The organism is Stutzerimonas chloritidismutans (assembly GCF_051486945.1).
Taxonomy (GTDB): domain Bacteria; phylum Pseudomonadota; class Gammaproteobacteria; order Pseudomonadales; family Pseudomonadaceae; genus Stutzerimonas; species Stutzerimonas chloritidismutans_B.
In genome coordinates this window covers 253,975-279,683 of the sequence record NZ_JAHVDX010000004.1, presented here as the reverse complement: position 1 = coordinate 279,683, position 25,709 = coordinate 253,975, and the positions used below count along the sequence as shown (strand labels likewise).

General features: G+C 62.8%; 17 protein-coding genes. 6 read left to right on the top strand and 11 right to left on the bottom strand.

From position 1 onward, the window contains the following. The first annotated feature begins 206 nt into the window (after positions 1-206). Positions 207-923: a UTRA domain-containing protein gene (locus tag KXR72_RS16700; protein ID WP_437422217.1), complete on the top strand. Its 717-nt coding sequence runs from the start codon at positions 207-209 to the stop codon at positions 921-923. Positions 924-991: 68 nt separating this feature from the next. Here the strand turns inward: KXR72_RS16700 and KXR72_RS16695 are convergent, their stop codons facing one another. The 10 genes from KXR72_RS16695 to KXR72_RS16650 form a co-directional block, all read right to left on the bottom strand. Next, on the bottom strand, positions 992-2,053 hold the full coding sequence (locus KXR72_RS16695; RefSeq protein WP_437422216.1) for a DUF6708 domain-containing protein: 1,062 nt from the start codon (positions 2,051-2,053) through the stop codon (positions 992-994). Continuing rightward, positions 2,040-5,396 (bottom strand): toxin VasX, encoded by a 3,357-nt coding sequence (locus KXR72_RS16690; protein ID WP_437422511.1) that lies wholly within the window; start codon positions 5,394-5,396, stop codon positions 2,040-2,042. The genes KXR72_RS16695 and KXR72_RS16690 overlap by 14 nt, the downstream gene beginning before the upstream one ends. Positions 5,397-5,470: 74 nt before the next feature. After that, positions 5,471-6,358: a DUF4123 domain-containing protein gene (locus KXR72_RS16685; protein WP_437422215.1), complete on the bottom strand. Its 888-nt coding sequence runs from the start codon at positions 6,356-6,358 to the stop codon at positions 5,471-5,473. Next, complete coding sequence (tssI, locus tag KXR72_RS16680; RefSeq protein WP_437422214.1) at positions 6,345-8,438, bottom strand: type VI secretion system tip protein TssI/VgrG; 2,094 nt, start codon at positions 8,436-8,438, stop codon at positions 6,345-6,347. Before tssI ends, KXR72_RS16685 begins: the two co-directional genes overlap by 14 nt. A 195-nt stretch (positions 8,439-8,633) precedes the next feature. Beyond that, positions 8,634-9,152 (bottom strand): Hcp family type VI secretion system effector, encoded by a 519-nt coding sequence (locus tag KXR72_RS16675; RefSeq protein WP_217476091.1) that lies wholly within the window; start codon positions 9,150-9,152, stop codon positions 8,634-8,636. 280 nt (positions 9,153-9,432) lie between these two features. Next, entirely contained in the window at positions 9,433-10,893 is a 1,461-nt protein-coding gene (gene selO, locus KXR72_RS16670) for a protein adenylyltransferase SelO (RefSeq protein WP_437422213.1), read from the bottom strand. A 77-nt stretch (positions 10,894-10,970) separates the two neighbouring features. Continuing rightward, positions 10,971-14,252, bottom strand: coding sequence for a mechanosensitive channel MscK (gene mscK / locus KXR72_RS16665; RefSeq protein WP_437422212.1), 3,282 nt, complete (start codon positions 14,250-14,252; stop codon positions 10,971-10,973). A gap of 114 nt (positions 14,253-14,366) precedes the next feature. Next, complete coding sequence (locus KXR72_RS16660; RefSeq protein ID WP_437422211.1) at positions 14,367-16,112, bottom strand: potassium/proton antiporter; 1,746 nt, start codon at positions 16,110-16,112, stop codon at positions 14,367-14,369. Between the two features lie 154 nt (positions 16,113-16,266). Beyond that, positions 16,267-18,069: an acyl-CoA dehydrogenase gene (locus KXR72_RS16655; RefSeq protein WP_437422210.1), complete on the bottom strand. Its 1,803-nt coding sequence runs from the start codon at positions 18,067-18,069 to the stop codon at positions 16,267-16,269. A 120-nt stretch (positions 18,070-18,189) separates the two neighbouring features. Continuing rightward, positions 18,190-19,095: a polyprenyl synthetase family protein gene (locus tag KXR72_RS16650; RefSeq protein ID WP_437422209.1), complete on the bottom strand. Its 906-nt coding sequence runs from the start codon at positions 19,093-19,095 to the stop codon at positions 18,190-18,192. A gap of 118 nt (positions 19,096-19,213) precedes the next feature. Here KXR72_RS16650 and fni point away from each other — a divergent pair, with 118 nt between their 5' ends. Genes fni through KXR72_RS16625 form a run of 5 tightly spaced genes read left to right on the top strand, consistent with a single transcriptional unit; the run spans position 19,214 to position 25,192 of the window. Then, on the top strand, positions 19,214-20,263 hold the full coding sequence (gene fni, locus KXR72_RS16645; protein WP_437422208.1) for a type 2 isopentenyl-diphosphate Delta-isomerase: 1,050 nt from the start codon (positions 19,214-19,216) through the stop codon (positions 20,261-20,263). 43 nt (positions 20,264-20,306) lie between these two features. Continuing rightward, the gene (locus tag KXR72_RS16640; RefSeq protein WP_437422207.1) at positions 20,307-21,596 is read left to right on the top strand and encodes a glycosyltransferase; all 1,290 of its coding nucleotides are present in this window, start codon (positions 20,307-20,309) and stop codon (positions 21,594-21,596) included. After that, positions 21,589-22,752: a lycopene beta-cyclase CrtY gene (gene crtY / locus KXR72_RS16635; protein WP_437422206.1), complete on the top strand. Its 1,164-nt coding sequence runs from the start codon at positions 21,589-21,591 to the stop codon at positions 22,750-22,752. Before KXR72_RS16640 ends, crtY begins: the two co-directional genes overlap by 8 nt. Beyond that, positions 22,749-24,269 carry a phytoene desaturase gene (locus KXR72_RS16630; RefSeq protein WP_437422205.1) on the top strand — a complete coding sequence of 507 codons (1,521 nt, stop codon included), beginning with the start codon at positions 22,749-22,751 and terminating at the stop codon, positions 24,267-24,269. Before crtY ends, KXR72_RS16630 begins: the two co-directional genes overlap by 4 nt. Further along, a complete protein-coding gene (locus KXR72_RS16625; protein ID WP_437422204.1) occupies positions 24,266-25,192 on the top strand; it encodes a phytoene/squalene synthase family protein in 927 nt (308 codons plus the stop codon). The genes KXR72_RS16630 and KXR72_RS16625 overlap by 4 nt, the downstream gene beginning before the upstream one ends. Here KXR72_RS16625 and KXR72_RS16620 read toward each other — a convergent pair. After that, entirely contained in the window at positions 25,152-25,679 is a 528-nt protein-coding gene (locus KXR72_RS16620) for a sterol desaturase family protein (RefSeq protein ID WP_437422203.1), read from the bottom strand. The genes KXR72_RS16625 and KXR72_RS16620 overlap by 41 nt on opposite strands. Positions 25,680-25,709: the final 30 nt, after the last annotated feature.

Below are 25,709 nucleotides of genomic sequence, written 5' to 3'. Positions count from 1 at the left end.
CAGGCTGAAAACCTTGCCTGGCGTGGGCTGATGAAATTCGCCGATACGCTTGAACGGTTCGAAGTAACCGCGGCGGGCTGCGTTTTTCTGTGCCAATGTCATGCGGCGGTCATTTGGCTTGCCTAGCCTGAACGGTGTTTACGGTCGAGATAACGAGAGCAGAGGCTCTGTTCCAGTACTGGACTAGCCCAGCGGAGGAGATATTGATGCGCGACGAGGCACCTCGGGCGGTTACGGCGATCTGTCGATCACTGCAGGAGCAGATCGCCCATGGCTTGCTGCCGCCCAGCGGGCAACTGCCGTCCGAGCGCAAGCTCAGCGAGCTCTTCGCCACCACGCGCATCACCCTGCGAGAAGCCCTGGGCCAACTCGAGTCACAGGGGCTGATCTACCGTGAGGATCGCCGCGGCTGGTTCGTCTCGCCGCCTCGGATCGCCTACAACCCGCTGGTGCGTAGCCATTTCCACGCCATGGTTAACGAGCAAGGGCGAATTCCGGCGACCGAAGTCTTATCGGCGCGGTTGGTGCCCGCCGCCGCAGACATCTGCGCGCGCCTGGGATTGCCGGCGTTGTCCGGCGTCGTCCAGATCCGCCGAGCGCGGCGCATCGACGGTCGTCTGGTGCTCTACGTCGAACACTACCTGAACCCCAGCTATTTCCCGGGCATCCTCGACTTCGACCTGACCCGCTCGCTGACTGAGCTCTATGCCAGCGAATACGGCATCCATTACGGCCGCGTCCGCTTCGACATGGTCCCCACCGCCCTACACCCCGAAGCCGCCTCAACCCTGCGCACCGCCCCCGGCAGCCCAGCCCTACGCATCACCCGGCTCAACCGCGACCAGCACGATCGACTGATTGATTGCGACGTGGAGTACTGGCGGCACGATGCGATTCATGTGTGTGTGGAGGTGCCGGAGTGAGGGGCGAGGAACTTCAAGTCCTGCCGGGAAGATCTGGCGGTTCGGGGCCATACGCGTAGCCCCGGCGCTTACTCCGTAGCTGCCACGGGGACCTCTGGCTCTTCGCTGAATTTTGCCTGGTAGTAATCGAGCATGGTTCGGCCCTGGGCGTAGGCCTTGCGCACGGCTGCGCTTTCCTCGAGCAAGGCCTGGCTGGGCTTGGCGTATTGGTCGAGGGGCAGGGGCTTCGACCAGTCCAACACTTCCTGGGGGAACACGGCTTTAGGGCGGCGCTTGACCCATTGGGCGATATGGCAGGGCAAGGTCCAGCCACTGCAAAATTGGATCAGCAGAAAGCCGAAGGCATAGCGTATCCACCAGTGTTCCTTGCGATATACCTGACGGCACATTTGGAAGTAGGCCACGGTGCCTTCTTGGAATTCCTCATCCGACAACAAGGGCGTTGGCAGCGCTGCAGGCCCTTGCTCCATATAGACCCGAATGGCCTCCCATTCGCTAACTACCAAGCCCAGGTTGCCACCGGGAATGGTGACCCAATAGACGACACCTGTTTCGGCGTTACGCAGGCCGAGCATCAGGGCAAAGCTGGGCATCACCGCATACTGAGTGATAATGCGGCTGGCGGAGACGCAGGCGATCACCTCTTCCCAGGGGACATAAACGGGCTCCTCACCTCGAAACACCAGAGCGACTTCACGGCGCTGGCGGTTGAAGCGAATGGGAGAACGGGCGCTGATATTGCGGATGATGCGGAACATGTTGAATATAGCTAGAGAGACAATAAATCCGGTGAACCCCCACATATAAGGATTCACGGCATTCTCTAGTAGGGATATCCAAAAAGGCCATCCATAATAAAAAGATGTTGATGCCGAAAAAATATTGAATAAGGAAAAAAAAATGACCAAAGTCATGATTGAGCCAAAGTAGGAACGTGCGGCAAATTCAACGTTAGCCTGACCTGCTCCTATATCCAAAAATATCTCATTACTCTCCTGTTGTAATTGCTGACCACTGAGCGCCGGCATTCCAGTGGGCACTGGCTTGGGCGACAGGTAGAAGACTTCAGTACCATTTTCGCGCTCGAAATCTCCCGTATGGGGCAGGCGGTCATATTTATCCTGAGGCATGCAGGAACTCCGGGGTGATGGCGAGCCACTGAGGGGCTATGCGCGTTGGGCCAACTGCGGTCCAGCCTTTGATCGGCTCGCGCGCGGCACTCGGGTGCAACGGTACGGCATAGTACAGGTAAGCATCGTCGTGTTTGAGCGGCTTGTTGGCCAGCTCGGGTTGGACGGCCAGGCGCAAGCGTAAGTGCGACTGTGCGCCGACCCAGTCAGGCGAAATATCGAGGGCCAGGGTCAGCGGGTTATCACTGAGTAGGGTCAGGGAATTGCACACCTGTGCACCAACATCCTGCGCGGGCCAACCTCGTTGGTAGTCCCACTCGGCGGTCAGACGCAACGGGTGCTGACGCAAGCTGGCCAGGCTAATACCGGGCAGGCTGAGCACCAGGCGCCGAATCGGCTCGCCATCCAGCGGGCGCTTGAGCGTGCCTTTATCGCTGACCTGCGGGCGCATGGTGGCTTCGGCCAGCTTTTGCGCATGGGTGGGCCAGTCCCACCCCTGACTGTCCAGGCCCCAGCAGCAGCCCTGCATCCAGCGCTGTTGATCATCGAGATTGGCATAGTTGTAAAGCGCCTCGCCTCCAAACTGCAAAGCGGTGGCGGCCAGGCCCCAAGGCGTCAGGCGTGCGGAAAAACTCAGGAAGCGCACACCGCGCGTGGCCCAGGCACTGCCCATAACCGCGACACGCTGACCTGGGGCGGCGCGTGAGGCCTCCATCATCAGGCCGCCGAATTCGGCGAATGCCTTGGCCGTGATTGCCACGTTGACTGCGGTACTGCTCGTATCGCCGGCCAGAGCCATCAGAGCACCGGCCTGCTCGCTAGCCGTGCCCGTGCGCGTAGCATCCAGCCATTTATTCCAGTTGCTCCAAGACGTACCCGCAGAGGCCAGCAGGGCTAATGGAGAAATCACCACCCCCAGACCGAGTCCCAACTTGCCCAGCTTTACGGCGAATTGCATCCCTCCTTTTCCAGCTGAACTAGCCACGATAGATTTAAAAGCTCTATCCACCAGTGCGATATGTGCATTTTGATAGACCGAAAAGGCTGATGCTATTGGGGCCGATATGGCTCCAGCAAAAATAATCTTATCTTTTGCTGTAGCAGAGCCTTTTTGTGCGTGTGAAATCCACGTATCCCACGCATCCCCCAAATTCCGCGCCTGAAGAAACAGTGCCAGTAACGGCAACGCACTGCTTTTAACTGCGGCCATATGCCCCCCCGCCTCGCCGTAGGCGCCCAGCGGGCCCAAGCGCAGTCGGCGGATTTCTTCGTTAAGCAGGCTTTGCTGGGAGGCATCCAATTTAAGTTTGACGCCGACAAAGCCGACCTGGACGGTGCTGGTAACGATCACGCTGTCCTGGATCTGATTGACCAGCGCCATGCGCTGCTGGCGATTGATGGCCAATTGCTGATTGAGTTGCTGCCTCTGCACCTTGGCGTTTTGCCGTTCGGCCTCGCTTATCGTGCTCCGCTTGCTGTCGGTCTTGGCTTGGTCACGCTGGGCCTTCAATTGATCTTCGCTATCCATCAGCTGGATCAGGGTCGTCAGGCGCGACTTGAACAGGCTGACATCCTGTTCGGTGGCCACCTGCAAGTTGGCGCCGTGCGCCTTCAGCGCTGCCAAGTTGCCAAGGCGGTGCGCTCGGTTGCTGTAGGCGCCGAGCTTATCCAGGTGGGCTTTCAGGTCCGGGCTGTTCAGCTTGCTTTGCACGCCCGCCAGCCAATCCTGCAGGCGCAGCGCTACGGCTGGGGAATAGGCAGCGTTGGCGGCGTGGCTGGCCGCTTGGGCTGCCGCATTGAGGTCAAGGCTGTTGGTCCAATGGTTGCCCAGCAGGGTGTGGATTTCCTGCAGGCGAACCTGGGCATCGCCGAGGCTGCTTTTCAGGTTGCGTGCATCGTCGAGCCATTTGATTAGGTCCCCTGATTTGCCCGTCAGGAAATTCAAATCCAGCCGGCTGGCGAAGGCAGGCAGTATGTAATAGGGATATTTGTGGAAGTATTCGCCGACCGCCTTGAGGCTGTCTTCGGTACGACACAGGTCGCGCACGCAATTTTGCTCAATAATCAGAGCTTTCATCAGCTGGTCCGGCACTTGAGTGTCGAAGTACCAGGCGCTGCGGTGATATTCGGTTGCGGTGAACAGCTTGACGCGATCCTCTGTGATGCGGTCTAGGCGCGCATTCCAACGTTTTAGGTGAGCACGCTCCTGTTCGAGGTATTGCCGCATCTCCTTGTGGCGCACGAGGTCATGGATGCCTCGCGCGCCCAGGCCTTTGCCTTCCAGCGTGGCATCAGACTGGTCTTCTAGTGCTTCGATATCATCTTCCAGCTCGGCGTAGAGATCTTCACCTAATGCCTTCTGCATAGTCTGCTTCTTGGCCGCGACATCCGCCCTAGCAGCTCGCGTCTTGGCATCGAACCCTCGCCCTGGGTAATGAGCTGTCGCCGGGCTGCTGCTTTGAATGCCTTTGAGGTCATTGCGGGCGTTGAGGTAGTCGTAAATCGTCTGGCGCTGCGCGGGCGTGGTTTTTTCGAACAGAGCACCACGGGTGCCGGCACGCTTGGCCGTATCGTCGTTCACCACCATCAGGGTTTCGATGTAACTGCCGATGCTGTACTTGAGGTCGTTGCGGCTCTGCTGAATCCATTTTTCGATCCAGCCAACCACGGCGTCCTGTTCCTCCGCCAGATCCTGCATGACGCCCAGGCTGTCCTTGAATACCAGGTAAAGGTGGTCATGTTCGTAGATGGGGAGCAGTTGTTTCTTGACCAGGCCGATGGTGGTTTTTTTATACAGCGGGGCGCTTTCCCAAACGTAGTCTTGGCCTTCGTGCGGATTGGTACCCGGAGGCGGTGTGCTGCCAGACGGCTGCTCTGCCACTTCGGCCAACCACTTCTCAGCCTGCTGGCTGGTGAGCAGATGCTCTCCGCCATCAGCACAAGTCGCCCTGGAAAGATCCACCCGTTGCATGAAGTGCTCGCGTTCCTTACGGCTCTTCAACATCTGTGAGCACTTGAAGGCTGTCCACTGAACGTCTGAAAAGCTCACATGCAGCGTACTGCCACGTGCGAAAACCAGGCTGTTTTCCGCCAGCTGCCCCTGCCTCTTATCCTTTGCAGCCTCTGTACCCGTCCAAACGAATTTGCTTACGAGACCTTTTTCGACGCGGTATTCGTGCAGGTAGCCGGTTTCGTTTTCGATCACGTACAACCAGCCATCACGAATCAGGCGGATGCCCAGCGGCCTCGATTTGAGTCGATACGGCAGGCTCAGGGCCGCCGACGGGTCTAGACGCTCAACCAGGCCGTAACGCAGGGGCAATAGCTGCACCTTGTTCTTCATCAGCGGACAGGCCCCGATGGGGCTTTTGGCGTCGCTCTTGGTCTTGTCGGCCAAGTTGGGGTTCTTTGCAGTCATCAGGAAGTCCTTTTCGCTGACGAGGCGCGCGCATAGGCCAGATCCGCTGCCTGTTCGATCCGCTGAGTGGGTGCGAGCGAGGAAAATTGGTTCACCAGGCTGGCAATGTCCGGGTGCCTATCCAGCGCGTCGGCGCCCAGCAGTCCGAAGATATTGGCGTAGAGCGTGATGTCGTATTCGCTGTTGAAACCCAAGCTGTAGGCGCGTTCCGCCAGGGCGCGCAAATGTTGCCAACGCCGGGTTGGGTTCAGTGTGGATTGGTAATGGGGGAAATAGTCGCGCATGTGCCCGTCGAGGCTGATCAGGATGCCGCGAAAAGCCACATCACCAAGGCTGTCCAATTGCTTATCGGACAGTTGATAGGGGCGATCCTGTTGTGTGATGAACGTTGAGCTAGGCCGCTGATGTCGATGCCAGGCGCTTTCGGTGCGATCAGCAGCGACGATTTGCTCGATCGGGCCAAAAAACGTTGCATCGTTATCTTGTGTAGCTTGGTTCAGTAGGGCATGCATGACGGCTGGGTCGGCCAAACGCAGCAGCAACTTTTCTCCCGATGGATGACTGACGCAGACCAACCAGCGCAGGTGTTTTAGCAGCGCATCCCTATCGGCATGACTGAACAGCAGGAAGCCCCATTCTTCGTGGCTGTTTCTTTCAAATGCAGCCAGTGCCGTGTCGTGCTCCCCGCCAAGACGTACAAGGCAAGGCGAGACATCGCTCAACTCAGCCCATGGTGTTTCCAGATAAACGACGTCGAAGTCTGGCGACTCGGCCCATTCGTAGAGCCGCTTGGGCAGGTTTTTAACGCTAATACCGTCGAGTAGCAAGTAAGCCGGCGAGTCCCAGGGCAAGTCCGAGGGCAAACTAAGCGAATCATGGGTCGACATGAGCGGCCTCCTGCTTTGCAGCTTCGCAGATGGCACACAGAGGTTGCTTGCGCTGCAAGGCCTGCTTTTGTGCTTGAATCAACAGCCCACCGGCTTTATCTGCATCCGCCGATTTCACCGCGCCCGGCAATATCGGCGCCGCTCCAGTGCCGCTACCCGGACTACCACCCGAATTCACCCGGATCACCGGTCCCACCAGCGTCACGCCGCTGGCGTCGAGCTTGATAAAGCTACCTGCGGCCTTGAAGGTCAGTTCGCTGCCGGCTTCGAGGACGACCTTGAGGCCGCTGGAGAGGTGGATTTCGTTGCCGGCCTCGACGAACTGGCCGGTGCCGATCTTCAGGTGTTGGCTGTTGCCCACGATGAGGTGGTCGTTGGCGCGGATGTCGGTCTTGCGGTCGCCGTGGGTGGTGCGGTGTTCTTCGGCGCGGTATTCGCTGTAGCTGTTGGCCTCGACGGTGTCGTGGCGCTCGTGGCCGACGCGGATCTTCTGGTCGTGCTCGATGTTCTCGTCCCAGTCGCGCTGGGCGTGGATGTATATCTGTTCGGCGCCCTTGCGGTCTTCGATGCGCAGTTCGTTATACCCGCCACCACCGGGCGAGCTGAGCGTCTTGAAGACGGAGCGGGTCTTGTTCGCCGGCAGGTCGTAGGGCACGACGTGTTCGGCGTGGTGCAGGCAACCGGTGACCAGCGGCTTGTCGGGGTCGCCTTCGAGGAAGGTGACCAGCACCTCCATGCCGACACGCGGGATGGCGATGGCGCCGTAGCGGTCGCCGGCCCAGCTTGAGCTGACGCGCAACCAGCAACTGGTCTTGTCGTCGGCTTGGCCTTCCCTGTCCCAGAAAAACTGGACCTTGACCCGGCCGTACTTGTCGCAGTGGATCTCCTCGCCTGCAGGGCCGGTGACCACCGCGGTCTGGCTGCCCAGAATGCGGCGCTTGTGATGGCGCAGGGAGGGGCGATAGGGGACGGCCCACGGCGTTGCGGTGAAGCGGTTGCGGTAGCCCTGCTGGAACGAGTCGTCTGTTTCCCCTTCTCCCCGATGGGACGAGGCTGCCGACCGGCGTAGCGCCATATCACTGGTGATCGACTCTTCCAGCACCTGCGGTTGCTTGCCTTCGTGCAGCACCTCGGTGAGCAGCCAGAGCTGGTTCCAGTCGCTGCGGGGGTGCGCCTGGAGCGGGAGGAAGTGGCCGCTGGCGAGCCGAGGGTGGTCGCCGTCGCCCTCGGCCTGTTCGAAGTCGTGGCGGTGGCGTTCCACGGCGCGTCGGGACAGCTGCTTGCCGCGCTCGCGGTCGGTGAACCGGCCCGGGTAGTCGTAGTCCTCGAGGTCCGGCTGGCTGTTGCCTTGCGCCGTCGTTTCGAGCGTCAGGCGGGGCTTCTCGAAATCATAGTCGCGGCGGGTGATGCGGCCTGTGCGGGTTTCGAAGCGGACGCCGAAATGCTTGATGACGGTTTCGTCGGCGACCAGCCCGCTGTCCTGTTGGTAGGCGACTGGCTTGAGCGTCGGGAAGACCGTTTGGTCGTCGCCGAAAACCAGCACATGCCCGCTGGGGCTGTGCTGGAAGTGATAGTGAATGCCTTCTTCTTCGCAGAGGCGCTGGACGAAGTGCAGGTCGCTTTCGTCGTACTGCACGCAGTATTCGCGTTCGGGATAGACCACCGGCCCCAGATCGAACCGATGACCGTCGCCGGCGAGAATGCCGTGCGCCTCCAGCACCTGAGTAACGATCTGCGGCACCGAGCGGTGCTGGAAGATGCGCTGGTTGGTGCGGCGGGCCAGGTTGGCGAGGCGCGGCATGAGGACTACGTGATAGCGCGTCAGGCGCTTGCCGGATTCGCCTTGTGCGGCCTGGTGGATGTGCCCGTGTACGCCAGCGCCCTCGGTGTCGAACGAGAGGTAGGCCGAGCGCTGCAGCAGATCCTCGAGGTCCAGGTCGGGGCGCTCGCTGACCAGCTCCAGCTCGAAGCGGTAGGGCTCGCTGATGGCGTCGCGACCGGTAAAGGCGAGCACCTGCAGGTCGTGCGCTAAGCCTTCGACCTGCAGAGAAAAATGAGGTTGGTTGGCGGGGGCGAACATCCGTGTTCCTCCTGGTTCCGTCCTTGGGTGCGCCAGGGCGCGCGAGGGGCTCTGATGTACCACGCGCTGGCCGTCGTGCGGTGCGCTGGGTCGCGCATTGCGGTGCCGCGGTTCGGATTTGTACTACTGCTTCGCAAAAAGGCTTCGGCCGGGCGTGCCGGACCGAAGCCTTGGGTGCCGCGCGTCGCCTTGGTCTTAGCTGGCGATCGGGGCACGCCAGTCGTCGGAGCCGGAGGTGCCGGAGACTTCGTGGGTCCAGACGATCTTGCGGTAGGTGAAGTAGACGTCTTCCAGGTGGGTGAAGTGGGACATGTTCGGGTCCTGGCAGTTGGGCATGCGCGACTGCACATCGACGATGACCGCATCTTCCAGTTCGATGGTGAAGTAGTGCTCCTGGGTACCGGTGGACGAGGTGCGGTACCACTCCAGGCGGCACTTGTTCAGACGCTCGCCGGAGGTCAGGGCGTTGAAGATCAGCGGCGACGACTTGTCGAACACCTTAGTGATCATTAGCGGCTTGTGCACGCGCTGGCCGGTGGGCTGACCCGACTGCGGGTCGCGCGGGATGATGACCTGGTGCTGGAAGGCCTGCACCAGGATCTGGTCTTCGTGTCCTTCCTGGAAGATATTGCCGACCGAGTCCTCGGTGAAAGTGCCTGCGGTGATCAGGCCTTGCTTGGTGCCTTCGAGGGACAGATACGCGGGTGTTGGCATGAACGCTCTCCTTGCCTTGTTGAATGCCGGATTGGCCTCAACAGGAATACAAGCGGCGTGCCAGTCCAAAAAAATCATTTGTAAACAATAAGTTAGATAATTTCCGCGAGTTCATGATCACGCTGATGCGCGACTGCTCACATTTTGCTGAGCAACATTCTGCCTTGAGCTGTGCAAGTTGTTGCGCAGGTGATCGCCAGGCCAGTCGAGGCGGGGCATTGCACGTCGCGTCGGGTCGCTACAGCGGCCGTGCTGCGCAGCAATTTGCGCAGGCGTCCCGTCAGGATGAGCAACTGATTTCCAGGTGCTTGCCCCACTCCGGCGGGCGCTCGGCGTAACGCTCACGGCCGGGCTGCTCGTCAAAAGGGTGACTGAGCACGGCATGCAGGTCGCGTACCGGCGCGTAGTCGCCGGCTTCGGCCGCTGCGATCGCTTCCTGGGCGAGGTAGTTTCGCAGGATGAATTTCGGGTTGACGGCATGCATGCGTGTCCGGCGCGCCTCGGAATCCCCGTTCTCGCGATTGCTTCGGGCGCGGTAATCGGCGGCCCAGTCGTCGAAGGCGCGGATGTCGATGAAATCCTCGCGCAGGCGGGCCAGCGACTGCTCCGCCGGCCGGTCGCCCAGTTCACGAAAGAACCGGGTGTAGTCGATGGCGCTGCCCTGCATCAGTTGCAGCAAGCGTTGAATCAGCGCCTTGTCGCCGTCATCGGCCATCTCGAAGCCCAGGCGCTTTCGCATCAGGTCGAGCCATTCCCGTTCGTATGCCGGCAGGAATAATTCCATCGTATGGCGCAATTGCTCGACGTCGATGAAAGGCGTCAGCGCCTGGGCAAGGGCGGCGAGGTTCCAATGCGCGATGGGTACCTGGTTCTCGTAGGAATAGCGGCCGGCGTGGTCGGAGTGGTTGCAGATGAAGCGCGCGTCGAAATCGTCAAGAAAGGCGTAGGGCCCGAAGTCGAAGGTGATGCCAAGGATCGACATGTTGTCCGTGTTCATCACGCCGTGGCAGAAGCCGTAGGCCTGCCACCGGGCGACCAGCGCGGCGGTGCGCTCGAGTACCTGCTGAAAAAAAGCCTGGTAGGGTTCCGGGTGCTCCAGGCAATCAGCGAAGTGGCAGGCGATCACGTGGTCGAGCAGGAGCCGCAGTTCCTCGTGCTGACGGGTGTAGTAGAAGAACTCGAAATGGCCGAACCGCACATGGCTCGGGGCCAGGCGAAGCAGCATCGCGCCCTGTTCCGGGCGCTCGCGGTAGACGGGCGTGTCCGAGGCGGTGACGCACAGCGCCCGGGAACTGGGAATGCCCAGGGCATGCAGGTGCTCGCTGGCCAGGAATTCGCGAATCGAGGAACGCAACACGGCGCGCCCGTCGCCCATCCGTGAATAGGGCGTCAAGCCTGCGCCCTTCAGGTGCAGGTCCCAATGCTTACCGGCCTCATTGCGCACCTCGCCAAGCAGCAGGCCACGGCCATCGCCGAGACGCGGGTTGTAGCTGCCGAACTGGTGGCCGGAATAGACCATGGCGCGCGGCTCGGCGGTGCTCCAGAGCTTGTGGCCGGCGAAAAGCTCCGTAAACAACGGCTCGGCGGCCTGCTCCGGATCGAGATCGAGCAGAGCCATGGCTGCCTCGCTCGAGACGACCAATCGCGGGTTGTCCAGCGGGTGCGGTGTCACCTCGGTGGAGAACGCATCGCCCAGGCGGGCGAAGCGGTTGTCGAAGTCGAGTTCGGTGAGCGTCTTCACGAGGGCTCCGGCGTTATGAGCAATAGCGCCCAATTATGGGCGCATGAATTTGGAGGCCGCCGCGAGGGTGACGTTCCTCAGGCCTGACCGTCGGCGGGCGGCGTAGCTGGCCGGGGGGTGGCGCCGAGCTGCAGTACTTTGCCGTCGAGGTTTTTCAGGAACACGTCCACCTGGCGGAACGCAATGTTGATGCCGGCCTTGTTGAACTCGCGATCGATGTAGCGATTGATTTCGTCGGTCGCCGGGTTGCGGTCGCCCAGATCTCGCACATGGATGCGCAGTTCGTGGTCGAGTGTACTCTCGCCGAATGTGAGGAAAAAAACCTGCGGCTCCGGGTCTTTCAGCACTCGAGGGTTGTCCTGCGCGGCCTTGTAAAGCAGCGCTTTCACGCGCTCAAGATCCGAGCCGTAGGCCACGCCAACTCTAATCGTCACGCGCGTAACGGTATCGCTCAGGGACCAGTTCACTAACTGGCCAGTGATGAAGGTCTTGTTTGGGACGATGATGTCCTTGCGATCGAAATCAGTGATGGTAGTGGCGCGGATGCGGATGCGGCTTACCGTGCCGGAGAGGTTGCCGATGGTCACCACGTCGCCGATGCGCACCGGCCGCTCGAACAGGATGATCAGGCCGGAAATGAAGTTGGCGAAGATTTCCTGCATGCCGAAACCGAGGCCGACCGAGAGTGCCGCGACCAGCCATTGAAGCTTGTCCCAGCTGACGCCGAGCGTCGACAGGGTGGAGACGATGCCGATGCCGGCCAGAAAGTACGACAGCAGTGTCGTTGTGGCATAGGCACTGCCCTGCGCGAGGCGCATTTTGGATAGCACCACCACTTCCAGCAAGCCGGGCAGGTTGCGCGCCACGGCAATCGTGATGGCGACGATCAGCAGCGCGCCGAGCAGGTTGTTCAGCGTGATGGCGTTGGTTGCAGCCGTATCGCCCGAGCCACTGACGAATTCGTAGAGCACCACGTTATCCAGGTAGGACACGACGCTGATCAGATCCGACCAGACCCAGTAGAGCACCACGAAGAACAAGCCGAACATCGCCAGGCGGGTCAGACGCAGGGACTGTTGATTGACCTGCTCGATATCCAGCCCGGCCTCGCCGGCGGACTCGCTGGTATCCAACGTCTCTTCGGCCTGGGCCTCACGTTTGGCCAGGGCGCGTTGATAGGCGAGCCGCCGCGCCGCGACGGTCAGGCCGCGGATCAGCGTGGCCTCGATGACGATCCAGGCCAGCAACAAGTAGAGGGTGTCGATCAGGCGGCCGGTCAGCTTGAGCGCCGTGTAGTAGTAGCCGAAGCCCACCACCACGATCAATGCCAGCGGCAGGATGCTGAACAGCAGCCCGATAAAACGACGGAAGGGCGGTGCGTTGTGGCTCGATGGGCCTTTCAACAACAGCCGGGTCAGGCGCCAGCTCATCATGGCGAAACACACCAGCACCACGACGATCCCGATCACGTCATCAACGAGGCTCCCAGGTTGATGTTCTGCAATGGCCACGACCGCGACCAGCGCCATGACGACCAGACCCAGGCGGCGAATCTCGTTGCGCAGGAAGGTGACCTGCGGGCGGAACCAGCCGAAGTGCGTTTCCGCGACGCGGTTGGGTGAGAGCATCCGGTAGGCACTGTAGAACACCAGCCAGGCTTGCCCCATCTGGTAGAAAGCCGCGCCAAGGCTGATGTTCTGCCCCCGGCCGTCCATCTGAAGCAGGTAGCCGCACAGGGCGAGGAACAGTGCGCCAGGCAGCGCCAGCAACAGGTTCAGCAATAGGGCCAGAGGGGTGTGCAGCTGGCTGTCGTTGCGGAAATGCCCGATGTCTGCACTGAGCGAGTCGAGCTTGGCGTTGATCGCTTCGCGGCGCCACAGCAACAGGCCAATTAGCAGCAGAAGCGGGACGAAGAACAGGGGGCGCTCCAACAAACCTGCGCCGAGCGCTTCGAATACCGAGCTCCAGGGCATTGCACGCAGCTGACGATCGAGCAGGGTCGGGACGCTTTTGAACCAGTCCAGGTCGAGCGGTTTGTTGCTTGGGATCCAGAACATCTGCTCGTCCAACGTCTCACGCAAGGCCGCGGCCTTGGTCTGCAGTTGCCGTTGGTTGAGTTGCAGGGTGATGGATTCACTGAGCAGCGCATTGAGCGAATGATTGAGCCGGTCGAGCAATTCGCTGCGGGTGCGCACGAGCTCAGTGAGGGCGCTGCGCAGCTCCGGTGTGACCTCGCCTGCTGGTTGGCTGGCCAGTCGCTCCTCGACATAGCCCGCAATGTCGCCGGCCGTTTCGCGGCGCTGGTTGAGTTCGAACTGATACAGGCGAATGTCCGCAATCTCGTCGGCGAGATCCTTGTCTAGGCTCAGTTGCGGCAGGGCTTGTTTCTGCTGGTACAGGATCTTCGATAACAGTAGGCTGCCTTCGAGCACAGCGATCTGTTCTTCGAGTGCCTGATCTGCCTGGTTGAGGGTGTCGAGTTGTTGCCGGGTCTGCAGGTTTTGCTGGGTGAGGTCGTTAAGGCGCTCCGTAGCCCGCAGCAGGTAGCCCGATAGCTTGCGGTTCTCCTCGGTTTCGGCGGGTAGCAGCTTGTCCGACCCCGCCTTCTCGGCTTTCAACGAATACTGGGCGACCGTTTGTTCGGATTCCTCCCGGCGCTTGTTGTTGATTGCAGTCTGCAGCGCCATGGTCTCGCGTTCGGCACGGGCGATACGCTCGGAGAGCAAATCGCGTCGCGCTACGCCAAGGTCGAGCAAGAGGCTGTTGCCGGCAAGCTCGCTTCGGCGCAGCTCGATCTGTGCGATGAGCGATTCCTTTTCGACGTTCAACAGGGCCCGGCGCTCGTCGCTCATTGGCTTACCGTTTTCGCGGCCGCCCTTGAGCAGATTGTTGATTTCGTCGATGCGAGTCTGGAACTTGGCGATATCGGCCTGGGCTCGCTCGGGGCGGGTCTGGGCGCTGATGATCATGCTGTTGGCGGCCGTCAGTGCGGCCTGCCACGCGGACAGTTCGGCGACGCGTTCGTCCAGCCGTTGTTCAAGCGCGGGTACTTTCAATTTGGCCAGGTTGCCGGCCAGGTCCGTCGCGTCGCTGGCCTTGAGTTTCGCCAGATCGCGCTGCGATTCGCTGATCTCCTTGGGCGCGTTGGCCAGCTCGGCCTTCACTGAAGCCAGTCGCTTCGTGGCCGCCGCGGCCTGTTCCTCGAAGCCCTTGGCGCGCTCGCTGGCGCTCGGTTGGGCCGGCTTGGCTTCTTCTTCGGCAGGTTGGCTGCCGGTCAGGCCGGGTACGGATTGGGCGAAGCCCGATACGGGAACGAGGGCGAGCAGGGTCGCCAGGAGAAAGGTGCGCAAGGGAGCCATGGGTCGCATCGAGGTATGAAAAAAGAGTGCGAGTCTAAGGGCTGCGACAGGGCGAGGCGAGTCCATAGATCGGAAGCCCCGCTCGGTGCTGGCGGGGCCCGTTTGCTCGCCGCGTCAGAAGTGCAGCGAAGGGCCGGGCTTGTTGCCCTCCGGAAACTTCAGGCCGACCTTGCGCACCTGGCCGTGCTCCATGGCGGCGATGGTCCAAATAAGGCCGTTCCACTCGATCTGGTCGCCGGTGACGGGTTTACCGCCGACACGTTCTGCAATGAATTGGCCGATCTGCATTCGGCCATCGATGTCGCCGAGCTTGAGGCCATAAAGCGCGGCCAGTGCGCTCATCTCGGCTTCGCTTTCAAGGATGAAATCACCAAAGAAGCGCATGTCCCGGCCGCGTTCTGGCGCCTCGCTGAACAGCTTGCCGAGGGCCGGCAGATCTTCTTCATGACCGATCACACAAAGAATGTCATCCACCTGCAGGCGGGTGCTGCCGGAAGGGTGCAATAGCGCACGGCCTCGAAAGAGTGCCGCGATGCGCGTACCGGCTGGCATCTTCAGCTCACGCAATGCCGCGCCAACGCACCATTTTTTGGCGTTGAGTCGGTAGATGAACAGTTCCCACTGGCTGGTGGTATGGATCTGCAGGCCGGCGCGGGATATCGGCATAGGCGAGGGCGGCACCTCGACTTTGGCCTTCTTCGCGGCCCAGGTCAGCGTGGTTCCCTGAAGCAGCAGCGACACCAGCACGATGAAGAACGCCACGTTGAAGAACAGCTGTGCATTCTCCAGCCCGGCCATCAGCGGAAACACGGCGAGAATCACCGGCACTGCGCCGCGCAAGCCGATCCAGGAGATGAACAGGCGCTCGCGCAATTGGAAACTGCGAAACGGCAACAGACCGATGAACACGGCGAGTGGACGAGCGAAGAGGATCATCCACAGCGACAGCGCCAGCGCAGGGAGGGCGATGGGCAACAGGTTGCTGGGTGTGAGCAATAGGCCGAGCACGAGGAACATGCCGATCTGGCTGAGCCAGGCGAGGCCATCGAACATGTGCAGGATGCCGTGGCGGTTGCGAATCGGCCGGTTGCCCAACAGCAGGCCGCAGACGTAGACCGCGAGGATGCCGCTGCCGCCAATGGCACCTGATAGCGCGTAGATCATGATGCCGCCGGCCACGGCCAGCAGCGGATAGAGGCCGTCGGCGACCGAGAGGCGGTTGATCAATTGCAACAGCAGCCAGCCGCCGCCGAGGCCCAGCAGGGTGCCGATGCCGAACTGCTGTACCAGGTTGAGGAAGAAGCCCCAGCCGAAGCCCGTCTGGCCCGAGGCGATCATGTCGATCAGTGCGACGGTGAGGAACATCGCCATCGGATCGTTGCTGCCCGATTCGATCTCCAGCGTCGAGCCGACGCGTTCATTCAGCCCGCGACCGTTAAGGAGGTTGAACACCACCGCCGCATCGGTCGAGCCGACGATCGCGCCGATCAGCAAGCCCTGCATCAGCGGTATGTCGAAAAGCCAGGCGGCGGCGAGGCCGGTGAGGCCGGAGGTGACCACGACGCCAGCGGTGGCCAGCGAGAACGCCGGCCAGAGTGCAACGCGGAAGGTCGCCGCGCGGGTCCGCATACCCCCGTCGAGCAGGATGATGGCCAGCGCCAGGTTGCTGATAAGAAAGGCGAGCGAGTAGTCGTCGAAAACGATGCCGCCGATGCCGTCGACACCGGCGAGCATACCGACGGCGAGAAAGATGACCAGGATCGGCACGCCAAGGCGTGTCGACAACGAGCTCATCAGGATGCTGGCCGCCACCAACAGGGCACCGATGAAAAACAGTTGGTTGATATGGCCAATATCCAAACGCGCGCTCCGGGTTAGTGCTAGCTGGCAGTCTATGCAGGCTGCATGCCAGCGATTCTAACCCGCTGATTTGACGCGCTGTCAAAAATGCCTGACGCAGCGACAGGCGTGTCGGATCGGCTGGCTTCCGGTCAGCCGATCCGCGCGGAGGGGATCAGAACCACGACGCCTGCATCGCCAGGCAGGTGTCGTCGCGCTCGGCCAGTAGCGCCAGTTCGTGATGGCAGCCCGGCACTTCCCACGTCAGGAAGTAGCGCGCGGCCTGTAACTTGCCTCGGTAGAAGTCCTCGTCGGCCGCGTTGCCCTTCGCCAGTCCCTGTTCGGTATGTATCGCCTGTTCCAGCCAGCGCCAGCCGATCACCGCATGGCCAAACACCTTCAGGTACAACGCCGAATTGGCCAGGGCCAAGTTGACCTTGCCCGCCATGAGGTCGCCAAGCAGCGCCTGGGTCACTTCGGTCAGGCGCGCCACCAGTGTCTCCAGCGGCTGGCGCAGCGCGTCGAGCGAGCCGAACTCCCGAGCGCGCCCGCACGTGCCTTGAATCAGGCCAAGCAGTTGGCGCAGCGCGGCGCCGCCGTTCTGCATCAGCTTGCGGCCGAGCAGGTCCAGCGACTGAATGCCGTGGGTGCCCTCGTGGATTGGGTTCAGGCGATTGTCGCGGTAGTACTGTTCCACCGGGTATTCGCGGGTATAGCCGTGGCCGCCGAGAATTTGAATGGCTAGCTCGTTGGCCTTGAGACAGAACTCAGACGGCCAGGACTTGACGATGGGGGTGAGCAGGTCGAGCAGCTCGTGTGCCGTCTTGCGCGCCTCTTCGGTTGTCGCCGTCTGCTCTTCGTCGACCAGGCGGGCTGCGTACAGCCCCAGATCGAACGCGCCTTCGACATAGGCCTTTTGCGTCAGCAGCATGCGCCGTACATCGGTGTGCTCGATGATCGGCACCTGTGCCGAGGTCGGGTCCTTGCCGTCCGGCAGGCGGCCCTGCGGACGTTCGCGGGCATAATCGAGCGAATACAGGTAGCCGGCGTAGCCGAGCATGATGGCGCCCATACCCACGCCGATCCGCGCGTCGTTCATCATCTGAAACATGTACGACAGGCCTTTGTGGGGCTCGCCGACGAGGTAACCGACGCATTCGCCGTGATCGCCGAAATTCAGCGCCGTGCTGGTTGTGCCGCGCCAGCCCATCTTATGGAACAGACCGGCAAGCACCACGTCATTGCGCTTGCCGATACTGCCGTCGTCGTTGACCAGGAACTTGGGCACGATGAACAGGCTGATGCCTTTCACGCCGGGCGGTGCGTCCGGCAGCTTGGCCAGCACCATGTGCACGATGTTTTCCGACAGCCCGTGGTCGCCGCCGGAGATGAATATCTTGTTGCCCTTCAGCCGGTAGCTGCCGTCGCCGGCCGGCTCGGCACGGGTGCGCAGGTCCGACAGGGACGAGCCCGCATGCGGTTCGGTCAGCGCCATGGTGCCGAAGAAGCGGCCTTCGATCATCGGCTGCAGAAAGCGCTGTTTCTGCTCATCGCTGCCGAACACCTCGATCAGATGCGCGGCGCCCATCGACAGCATCGGGTAAGACGAGGTGCCGATGTTGGCCGCCTGGAAATGCGCAAAGCACGCCCGGGATAGCAGGTTCGGTAGCTGCATGCCGCCTTCGTCGAAACCGCGCGAGGCGTTGTGGAAGCCGGCTTCGATGAACGCGTCGACGGCGGGCTTCACTTCAGGGATCAACAATGCTTCGCCGTCCCGATATTCAGGCTCGTTTTCGTCGGCCTTGCGGTTGTGCGGAGCGAACAATTCCGCGGCGATGCTGCGTGCCGTGTCGAGCGCGGCGTCAAATGTTTCGCGGCTGTGGTCGGCGAAGCGCTCTCGTTGGGTCAACGACTCGGCATCGAGCACTTCGTAGAGTTCGAAGGCCAGGTTGCGCGGGCAGAGCAAAGTCTCGGGCATGGAAAATCCTCCGTGTACATGCGCTCGAGTCTAAGGACGCGTCAAGCGGACTGCCTAGCACCATACATTCGGGTGATGGAGCGGCACAGTCGCGCTTTCTGCAGCTTGCTCGGCGGGGCCTCAGCGTGCCCGTGTCGCGAAGAAATCGAGTAGTTGAGCGAGGTGGCCCTCGCCGATGCCCGCCTCGACCAGATGCTGATCGCCGCGTGCCAGGTGCTCTTCGATCTGCTGGCGGGCCGCTTCCGGTCCGAGTAGCGCGACCACAGTGCTCTTGCCCGCGTCCTTGCCCGAATCCTTGCCGCTCTGCTGGGAGCTGAGTCCATCAGCCAGATCGTCGAGCAGTTGGAAGGCGAGGCCCAGCTCAGTGGCGAACCCCGTGAGGTGGCGCGTACAGCTGGCGCTGGCATCGGCCATCAGAGCAGCGGATTCGACGGCTGCGGTGAACAGCGGGCAGGTCTTCAGGCGGTTGGTGTGCGCGATGGCTTCCAACGGACGAGAACGCTGGCCTTCGCGCAGGTCGTGATATTGGCCGCGCACCAAGCCCTGGGCGCCGGTGGCCTGAGCCAGCAGGCGAACCAGCTGGTTGCGGGTCGAGGCGGGCAAGGCACCAGCCGAGGCGGCGATGCCAAAGGCTTGGCTCAGCAGCGCGACGGAGCCGAGCACAGCGACGTCTTCACCGTATTGGCGGTGGATGGTCGGGCGACCTCGGCGCAACTCGGCGTTGTCCATGCAGGGCATGTCATCGAGAAACAGGGAGGCGGCGTGAACCATTTCCAACGCACAAGCCAGGTCGAGCCCGGCGTCCGAGGCGGGAGCGCCCGGCTGCAAGTCTTTCAGGGTCAACAGGAGCAGCAGCGGGCGGACTCGCTTGCCCGGTGCCAGGGTGCCGTCGCGCATGGCAGTAGCGATCGCATCCTGTTGGGGTGCAAGCGGCAGCCACTGGCCAAGGCGTTCATCGACCTGTGCACGCAGCTCACTGACTGTCCGCTCGAAGTCGTGTTGCGTGTTCGGCAAAGCGATGGCCATGACGACCTCCTGTATCGTTTTTCATTAGATATCGTGACAATACCTGTACAGCGTGTATAAGTCTTGGCACTTTTAATGACCACACCCGTCCACATAAGGTCATCGAACGAGGCGCTGCATGAGCAAAGAAACTATTGCGGAACGTAAGAATGATCACCTGGACATCGTTCTCGACCCGCGCCGCGCCTGTTCCACAGTGGACTCGGGCTTCGCCGCCCTGACGTTCGAGCACTGCGCGGCGCCGGAGTTGCGTCTCGAGGACGTCGATATTCGTGCCGTGTTGTTCGGCCGGACACTCTCTGCGCCGCTGCTTATAAGCTCGATGACTGGCGGTGCAGCGCGCGCGTCCCAAATCAATCGCCACCTGGCCGAAGCCGCCGAAGCCTTGGGCATAGCGCTCGGGGTCGGCTCGCAGCGCATTGCCTTGGAAACCGGCGCGGACCAGGGCCTGACCCGACAGTTGCGGCAGCTCGCCCCTTCGGTGCCGCTGCTAGCCAACTTCGGCGCCGCGCAGCTGGTCGCCGGCTATGGCATCGACGAAGCGCAGCGCGCCGTCGACATGATCGAAGCCGACGCGCTGATCATTCATCTCAATCCCTTGCAGGAGGCCGTGCAGGTGGGTGGTGATCGTGACTGGCGCGGTGTGCTCGCCGCAATCGAGGCGCTGGCGCTGCGCCTGCCAGTGCCGCTGATCGCCAAGGAAGTCGGGGCCGGTATCTCGCCAGCCGTCGCCCTGCGCCTGCTCCAGGCCGGCGTATCGGTGATCGATGTCGCCGGGGCCGGTGGGACCAGTTGGGCCGCGGTCGAATCGGAGCGCACGCAAAGCCCCCGTCAGCGGGCGATCGCCAAAGCGTTCACCGGTTGGGGAATCCCCAGTGCCCAGGCGATTGCTGGCGTACGGCACGCGTGCCCGGACGCCTACCTGATCGCGTCGGGCGGCATCCGCGATGGCATCGATGTGGCCAAGGCGATCCGCCTCGGTGCCGACCTCGTCGGCCAGGCGGCTGGCGTGCTGGATGCGGCGCTGGTCGGGCCGGAAGCGGTGGTCGAGCATTTCCAGATCATGATCGAGCAGCTGCGAATCGCCTGTTTCTGCACCGGTTCGCCCGACCTGGTGGCGCTGGCGCAGGCGCCGCTGCTGCCGGCTTTCGACCCGACCGCCCTCTGATGCGCGGGCTGTCCGCAGTGGGTCTCTGGTCGAGGGTTTCTCAATGACGCATTTCGCGGTTGTCGCGCCGCCATTCCATAGCCATCTGCGTGCAATGGAGGCCATCGCCGCGCAGTTAATCGGCCGAGGCCATCGGGTTACCTTCGTGCAGCAGGCGGATGTCGCTCAGGCGCTGCGCCACCCGCAGGTCGGCTTTGCCCAGGTGGGCGCCGGCTCGCATCCGCCGGGCTCGCTGGCGGCTATCGTCAACCGCGCCGCGCGCCCCGGAGGGCCTTGGGGGATTCGCCGGGTAATCGCCGACATGGCCGAGGCAACCGAGATGTACTGCCGCGACGCACCGGCGCTCTTGCGTTCCATCGGCGCCGAGGCGCTGCTGGCCGACCAGATGGAGCCAGCAGGTGGGCTGCTTGCCGAACACCTCGGGTTGCCCTTCGTCTCGGTGGCCTGCGCATTGCCGGTCAACCGGGAAGCGCTGGTGCCGCTGCCCGTGATGCCGTGGCGTTATCGGTCCACCCCTTGGGGCGAGCAGCTGAACCTGCACAGCAGCAATGTGTACGACCGTGCCATGCAGCCGCACGCACGGGTCATCGCGCGCTACGCCGCGGCTTTCGGCCTGCCGCCGCGTCAGCGCCTGGACCAGTGCCTGTCGCCGATGCTGCAACTGAGCCAGACCACGCCCGGCTTCGATTTTCCGCGTACCGCACTTCCCGCTCACTTTCATGGCGTTGGCCCGCTGCGTTCGTCGCTGGCCGACGAGCCCGCATTGGATGTGCCGGTTAGTCATGGCCGCCCCTTCGTATTCGCCTCCCTGGGCACGTTACAAGGCGACCGTTTTGCGTTGTTCGAGCGGATCGCCGAAGCCGCTCGAGAGCTCGACGTGCAACTGCTCATCGCTCATTGCGGCCGGCTGGGGAGCGCGCAGGAGAGCCGCTTGCTCAAGGCCGGTGCAGGGTGGGTCACGGACTTCGCGCCGCAACGCGCCGTGCTGGCTCGCGCTGATGCGCTGATTACCCATGCGGGGCTGAACACCGTGCTGGATGCGCTGGAGGCGGGTGTGCCGAGCCTGGCGCTACCGATCGCGTTCGATCAGCCCGGCGTGGCGGCGCGAGTGGTGCATGCCGGCGTCGGGCTCAAACTGGATCCACGGCTGGCCAGCCGACGACGCATCGTCGTGGCCCTACGCCGGTTATTGCGCGAACCGGGGTTCTCCCAGCGCGCGGGCAGCCTCGGCTCAGAAGTGCGGGCGGCTGGCGGTGCGCCACGTGCCGCCGAATTGATCGAGGCGGCGCTTGCCGTCGAATCGCTTCCTGTTCGGAGGCCCGAGCATGGCTGACGCGGACCTGATCCTGGTTGGCGGCGGCCTGGCCAACGGTCTGCTCGCCCTTCGCCTACGGCAGGAGCGGCCGGATCTGCGCGTGCTCATCCTCGAACAGGGCGAGACCCTCGGCGGCAATCACACCTGGTCGTTCCATGAGCATGACCTCATGGCCGAGCAGCACGCCTGGCTGGCACCGCTGGTGGCGCATCGTTGGCCGGGTTACGAGGTGATCTTTCCCGAGTTACGGCGTCAGCTGGGCAGTGGTTACGCAAGCATTTTCTCCTCGCGCTTTCATCAACATCTGCTGGACGAGTTGGGTCAGCGGGTTCTTCTGGGCTGCGAGGTGGTGGCGGTGGAGCCGCGGCGCGTGCGGCTGGCCAGCGGGCAGACGCTAGCGGCGGGCGCTGTGATCGACGGGCGCGGCGTGCGTCGCAGCGCGCGGCTTGCGCTGGGCTTCCAGAAGTTTCTTGGCCAGGAGCTGCGCCTACAGCAGCCCCATGGCCTGCTGGCGCCCATCATCATGGATGCCAGCGTCTCCCAGCACGACGGCTATCGCTTCATCTACGTATTGCCGCTCAGTACCGACAGCCTGCTGATCGAGGACACCTACTACGCCGACGGCGATCAGGTGGCGCCCGATACGCTGCGTGAAAATATCGTGCGCTACGCGCAGAGCCGCGGTTGGGCAATCCGCGAGGTACTGCGCGAAGAGCAAGGCGTGCTGCCTATCGTGCTGTCTGGCGATATCGCGGGTTTTTGGGAAGAGGCGAGAGGCGTACCGCAAAGCGGGCTCTCGGCGGCCTTGTTTCACCCAACGACGGGCTATTCGCTACCCGATGCGGTGCGCCTGGCCGACCATCTCGTACGGCTCGATCGCTGGGATGCAGGCAGTCTGTTTACCTCGGTTCGCGACTATTCAACGCTGCAATGGCGGCGGCGCGGCTTTTTTCGCCAGCTCAATCGCATGCTGTTCATGGCCGGCACAGCGGATCGTCGCTGGGCGGTGATGCAGCGCTTTTACCGCCTGCGAGAGCCGCTGATTCAGCGCTTTTACGCAGCCGACCTGACCGTCTGGGACCGATTGCGCATCGTCTCGGGCAAACCTCCCGTGCCGGTGGGCGAAGCGCTACGCGCGCTGGCCGCCAGCGATCTGCACAAGGAAACACGATGAACCAGGCAACAGGCAGTGCGCCCAGGCGGGCGGTGGTGATCGGCGCCGGTTTCGGCGGCTTGGCGTTGGCGATTCGTTTGCAGCGCGCAGGCATCCAGACAACGTTGTTGGAGAAGCGCGACAAGCCGGGTGGACGCGCCTATGTGTATCAGGATCAGGGGTTCACCTTCGACGCCGGCCCAACCGTCATTACAGACCCACCGGCGCTCGATGAGCTTTTCACTGGCACCGGCAAGCGCATGGCCGACTACGTCGAGCTGCTGCCGGTCAGCCCCTTCTACCGGCTGTGCTGGGAGGACGGCTACAGCTTCGACTACGTCAATGATCAGGCCGAGCTGGACCGGCAAATCCATGCCCTGAACCCGAAGGATGTCGCCGGCTATCAGCGCTTTCTCGCCTATTCGCGGGCGGTGTACGAGGAGGGCTACGTCAAGCTCGGCACCGTGCCCTTCCTGTCGTTTCGCAGCATGATCGGCGTCGCGCCGCAGCTGGCCAAGCTGCAGGCCTGGCGCAACGTGTACAGCATGGTGGCCAAGTTCGTGGAGAACGACCGTCTGCGCCAGGCGCTCTCCTTTCACTCGCTGCTGGTCGGCGGCAATCCGTTCGAGACCTCGTCCATCTACGCGCTGATCCATGCCCTGGAGCGCCAGGGCGGTGTCTGGTTTCCCCGCGGCGGCACCGGGGCGCTGGTGCAGGGGATGGTCCGGCTGTTCGAGGATCTGGGCGGCAGGCTGGAGCTGAACGCCGAGGTCGCGCGGATCGAGCTGGAGGCTGGACGCGCGAAGGCCGTGATCACCGGTGACGGTCGCCGCTTCGACACCGATGCGGTGGCTTCCAACGCGGATGTGGTCAACACCTACAAGCAGCTGCTCGGGCATGAGGAGCGTGGTCGCGATGAGGCCAAACGGCTTTCCGGCAAGCGTTTCTCGATGTCGCTGTTCGTCATTCATTTCGGCCTCAAGCGCCGTCATGAGCACCTGCAGCATCACACGGTGTGCTTCGGCCCGCGTTACCGCGAGCTGATCGACGAGATCTTCAAGCGCGAGACGCTGGCAGACGACTTTTCCCTCTACCTGCACGCGCCCTGCGTCACCGATCCTTCGCTGGCGCCGGAAGGCTGCGCCAGCCATTACGTGCTGGCGCCGGTGCCGCACCTGGGCACGGCGGATATCGACTGGGCGGAGGAGGGGCCAAAGTACCGCGACCGCATCTTCGAGTACCTGGAGCGGCACTACATGCCGGGGCTGCGTGGCGATCTCGTGACTCACCGGATCTTCACGCCGCAGGATTTTCGCGAGGAGCTCAACGCCCATCTCGGGTCGGCGTTTTCGCTGGAGCCGATCCTCACCCAGAGCGCCTGGTTCCGCCCGCACAACCGCGACGACGTGATTCCCAACCTCTATATCGTCGGCGCCGGCACTCACCCGGGTGCCGGCGTGCCGGGCGTCGTCGGTTCGGCCAAGGCCACCGCCGGGCTGATGCTGGAGGACTTCATGTTGAAGGGGCAGGCCGGATGAACGATCAGGTCATCGATCACTCCACTCAGGCGATCAATGTCGGCTCCAAGAGCTTCGCCGCCGCGGCAAAGCTGTTCGACGAGCGCACCCGCCAGAGCGCGGTGATGCTCTACGCCTGGTGCCGTCATTGCGACGACGTGATCGACGGGCAGACGCTGGGCCACGGTCAGGTCGAAGGCGACCGCGCCACCGGCGAAGCGAGACTGGCTGAGCTGGTGGACCTCACCGAGCGCGCCTACGCTGGCGAGCCGATGGCCGATCCGGCGTTCGCCGCCTTCCAGCAGGTGATCCAGCGGCACCGGATTCCCAAGGCCCATCCGCTGGAGCATCTGGCGGGTTTTCGCATGGATGTGCAGGGCTACCGCTACCAGACCCTCGACGACACCCTGCTGTACTGCTACCGCGTTGCCGGCGTGGTGGGCCTGATGATGGCGCGGGTGATGGGCGCCGAGGCGGAGCCGACGCTGGATCGCGCCTGTGATCTGGGCTTGGCCTTTCAGCTGACCAACATTGCCCGCGATATCGTCGAGGATGCGCAGATCGGCCGCGTCTACCTGCCGGCCGAGTGGCTGGCGGAGGTGGGTATTCCAGAGGCCGAGGTCGCGCTGCCTCAGCATCGTGCCGCGTTGGCGACGCTGGCGGCGCGCCTGGTGGATCTGGCCGAGCCCTATTATCAGTCGGCGTCTCAGGGCTTGCGCGACCTACCGCTACGCTCGGCCTGGTCGATCGCCACCGCCCATGGCGTCTACCGGCAGATCGGCGTCGAGGTGAAAGCGCGCGGCGCGGCGGCCTGGGATGCGCGGGTGTCGACGAGCAAAGGGCAGAAGCTGCAGTTCCTGCTGGGGGGCGGAGTGCTGGCGCTGGCCTCGCGGCGGATGCAGGTCAGGCCGCGTCCTGACGATCTCTGGAGACGTCCTCGCTAGCGCTCGCCTTGCGCAGCGGCCCGTCGTGCAGCTCGCGCAACTGGCGCTTGAGCACCGGCAGCGGCGGCGCGTAGAGAAAGCCGAAGGACACGCAGCGCTCCTTGCCTTCGACCGCGTGGTGCAGACGGTGCGCCTGATACAGCCGCTTGAGGTAGCCGTTGCGCGGCACGTAGCGCAGCGGCCAGCGGTGATGGACCAGCCCGTCATGGGCGACGAAATAGAGAAAGCCGTAGGCCGTCATCCCGGCGCCGATCCATTCCAGCGGGTGATAACCTGCCGTGCCGAGGGCGATCAGCCCGATCGCCACGCCAGCGAACACCACCGCATAGAGGTCGTTCTTCTCGAACCAGCCGCTGCGCGGCTCGTGGTGCGACTTGTGCCAACCCCAGCCCCAGCCGTGCATCACGTACTTGTGTGCCCACCAGGCGAAGACTTCCATGCCGGCCAGGGTGGCGAGAAAAACGAGTGCGTTGGTCAACAGGCTCATACCGGTCCTTCCATCTGCAGGTGAGCACAG

Coding starts and splice junctions, on each gene's coding strand:
- mscK (WP_437422212.1), bottom strand. CDS start 14,252: ATGGCTCCCTTGCGCACCTTTCTCCTGGCGACCCTGCTCGCCCTCGTT.
- fni (WP_437422208.1), top strand. CDS start 19,214: ATGAGCAAAGAAACTATTGCGGAACGTAAGAATGATCACCTGGACATC.
- KXR72_RS16655 (WP_437422210.1), bottom strand. CDS start 18,069: ATGCCCGAGACTTTGCTCTGCCCGCGCAACCTGGCCTTCGAACTCTAC.
- crtY (WP_437422206.1), top strand. CDS start 21,589: ATGGCTGACGCGGACCTGATCCTGGTTGGCGGCGGCCTGGCCAACGGT.
- KXR72_RS16620 (WP_437422203.1), bottom strand. CDS start 25,679: ATGAGCCTGTTGACCAACGCACTCGTTTTTCTCGCCACCCTGGCCGGC.
- KXR72_RS16625 (WP_437422204.1), top strand. CDS start 24,266: ATGAACGATCAGGTCATCGATCACTCCACTCAGGCGATCAATGTCGGC.
- KXR72_RS16640 (WP_437422207.1), top strand. CDS start 20,307: ATGACGCATTTCGCGGTTGTCGCGCCGCCATTCCATAGCCATCTGCGT.
- KXR72_RS16630 (WP_437422205.1), top strand. CDS start 22,749: ATGAACCAGGCAACAGGCAGTGCGCCCAGGCGGGCGGTGGTGATCGGC.
- KXR72_RS16650 (WP_437422209.1), bottom strand. CDS start 19,095: ATGGCCATCGCTTTGCCGAACACGCAACACGACTTCGAGCGGACAGTC.
- KXR72_RS16685 (WP_437422215.1), bottom strand. CDS start 6,358: ATGTCGACCCATGATTCGCTTAGTTTGCCCTCGGACTTGCCCTGGGAC.
- KXR72_RS16695 (WP_437422216.1), bottom strand. CDS start 2,053: ATGCCTCAGGATAAATATGACCGCCTGCCCCATACGGGAGATTTCGAG.
- KXR72_RS16700 (WP_437422217.1), top strand. CDS start 207: ATGCGCGACGAGGCACCTCGGGCGGTTACGGCGATCTGTCGATCACTG.
- KXR72_RS16690 (WP_437422511.1), bottom strand. CDS start 5,396: ATGAAGAACAAGGTGCAGCTATTGCCCCTGCGTTACGGCCTGGTTGAG.
- tssI (WP_437422214.1), bottom strand. CDS start 8,438: ATGTTCGCCCCCGCCAACCAACCTCATTTTTCTCTGCAGGTCGAAGGC.
- KXR72_RS16675 (WP_217476091.1), bottom strand. CDS start 9,152: ATGCCAACACCCGCGTATCTGTCCCTCGAAGGCACCAAGCAAGGCCTG.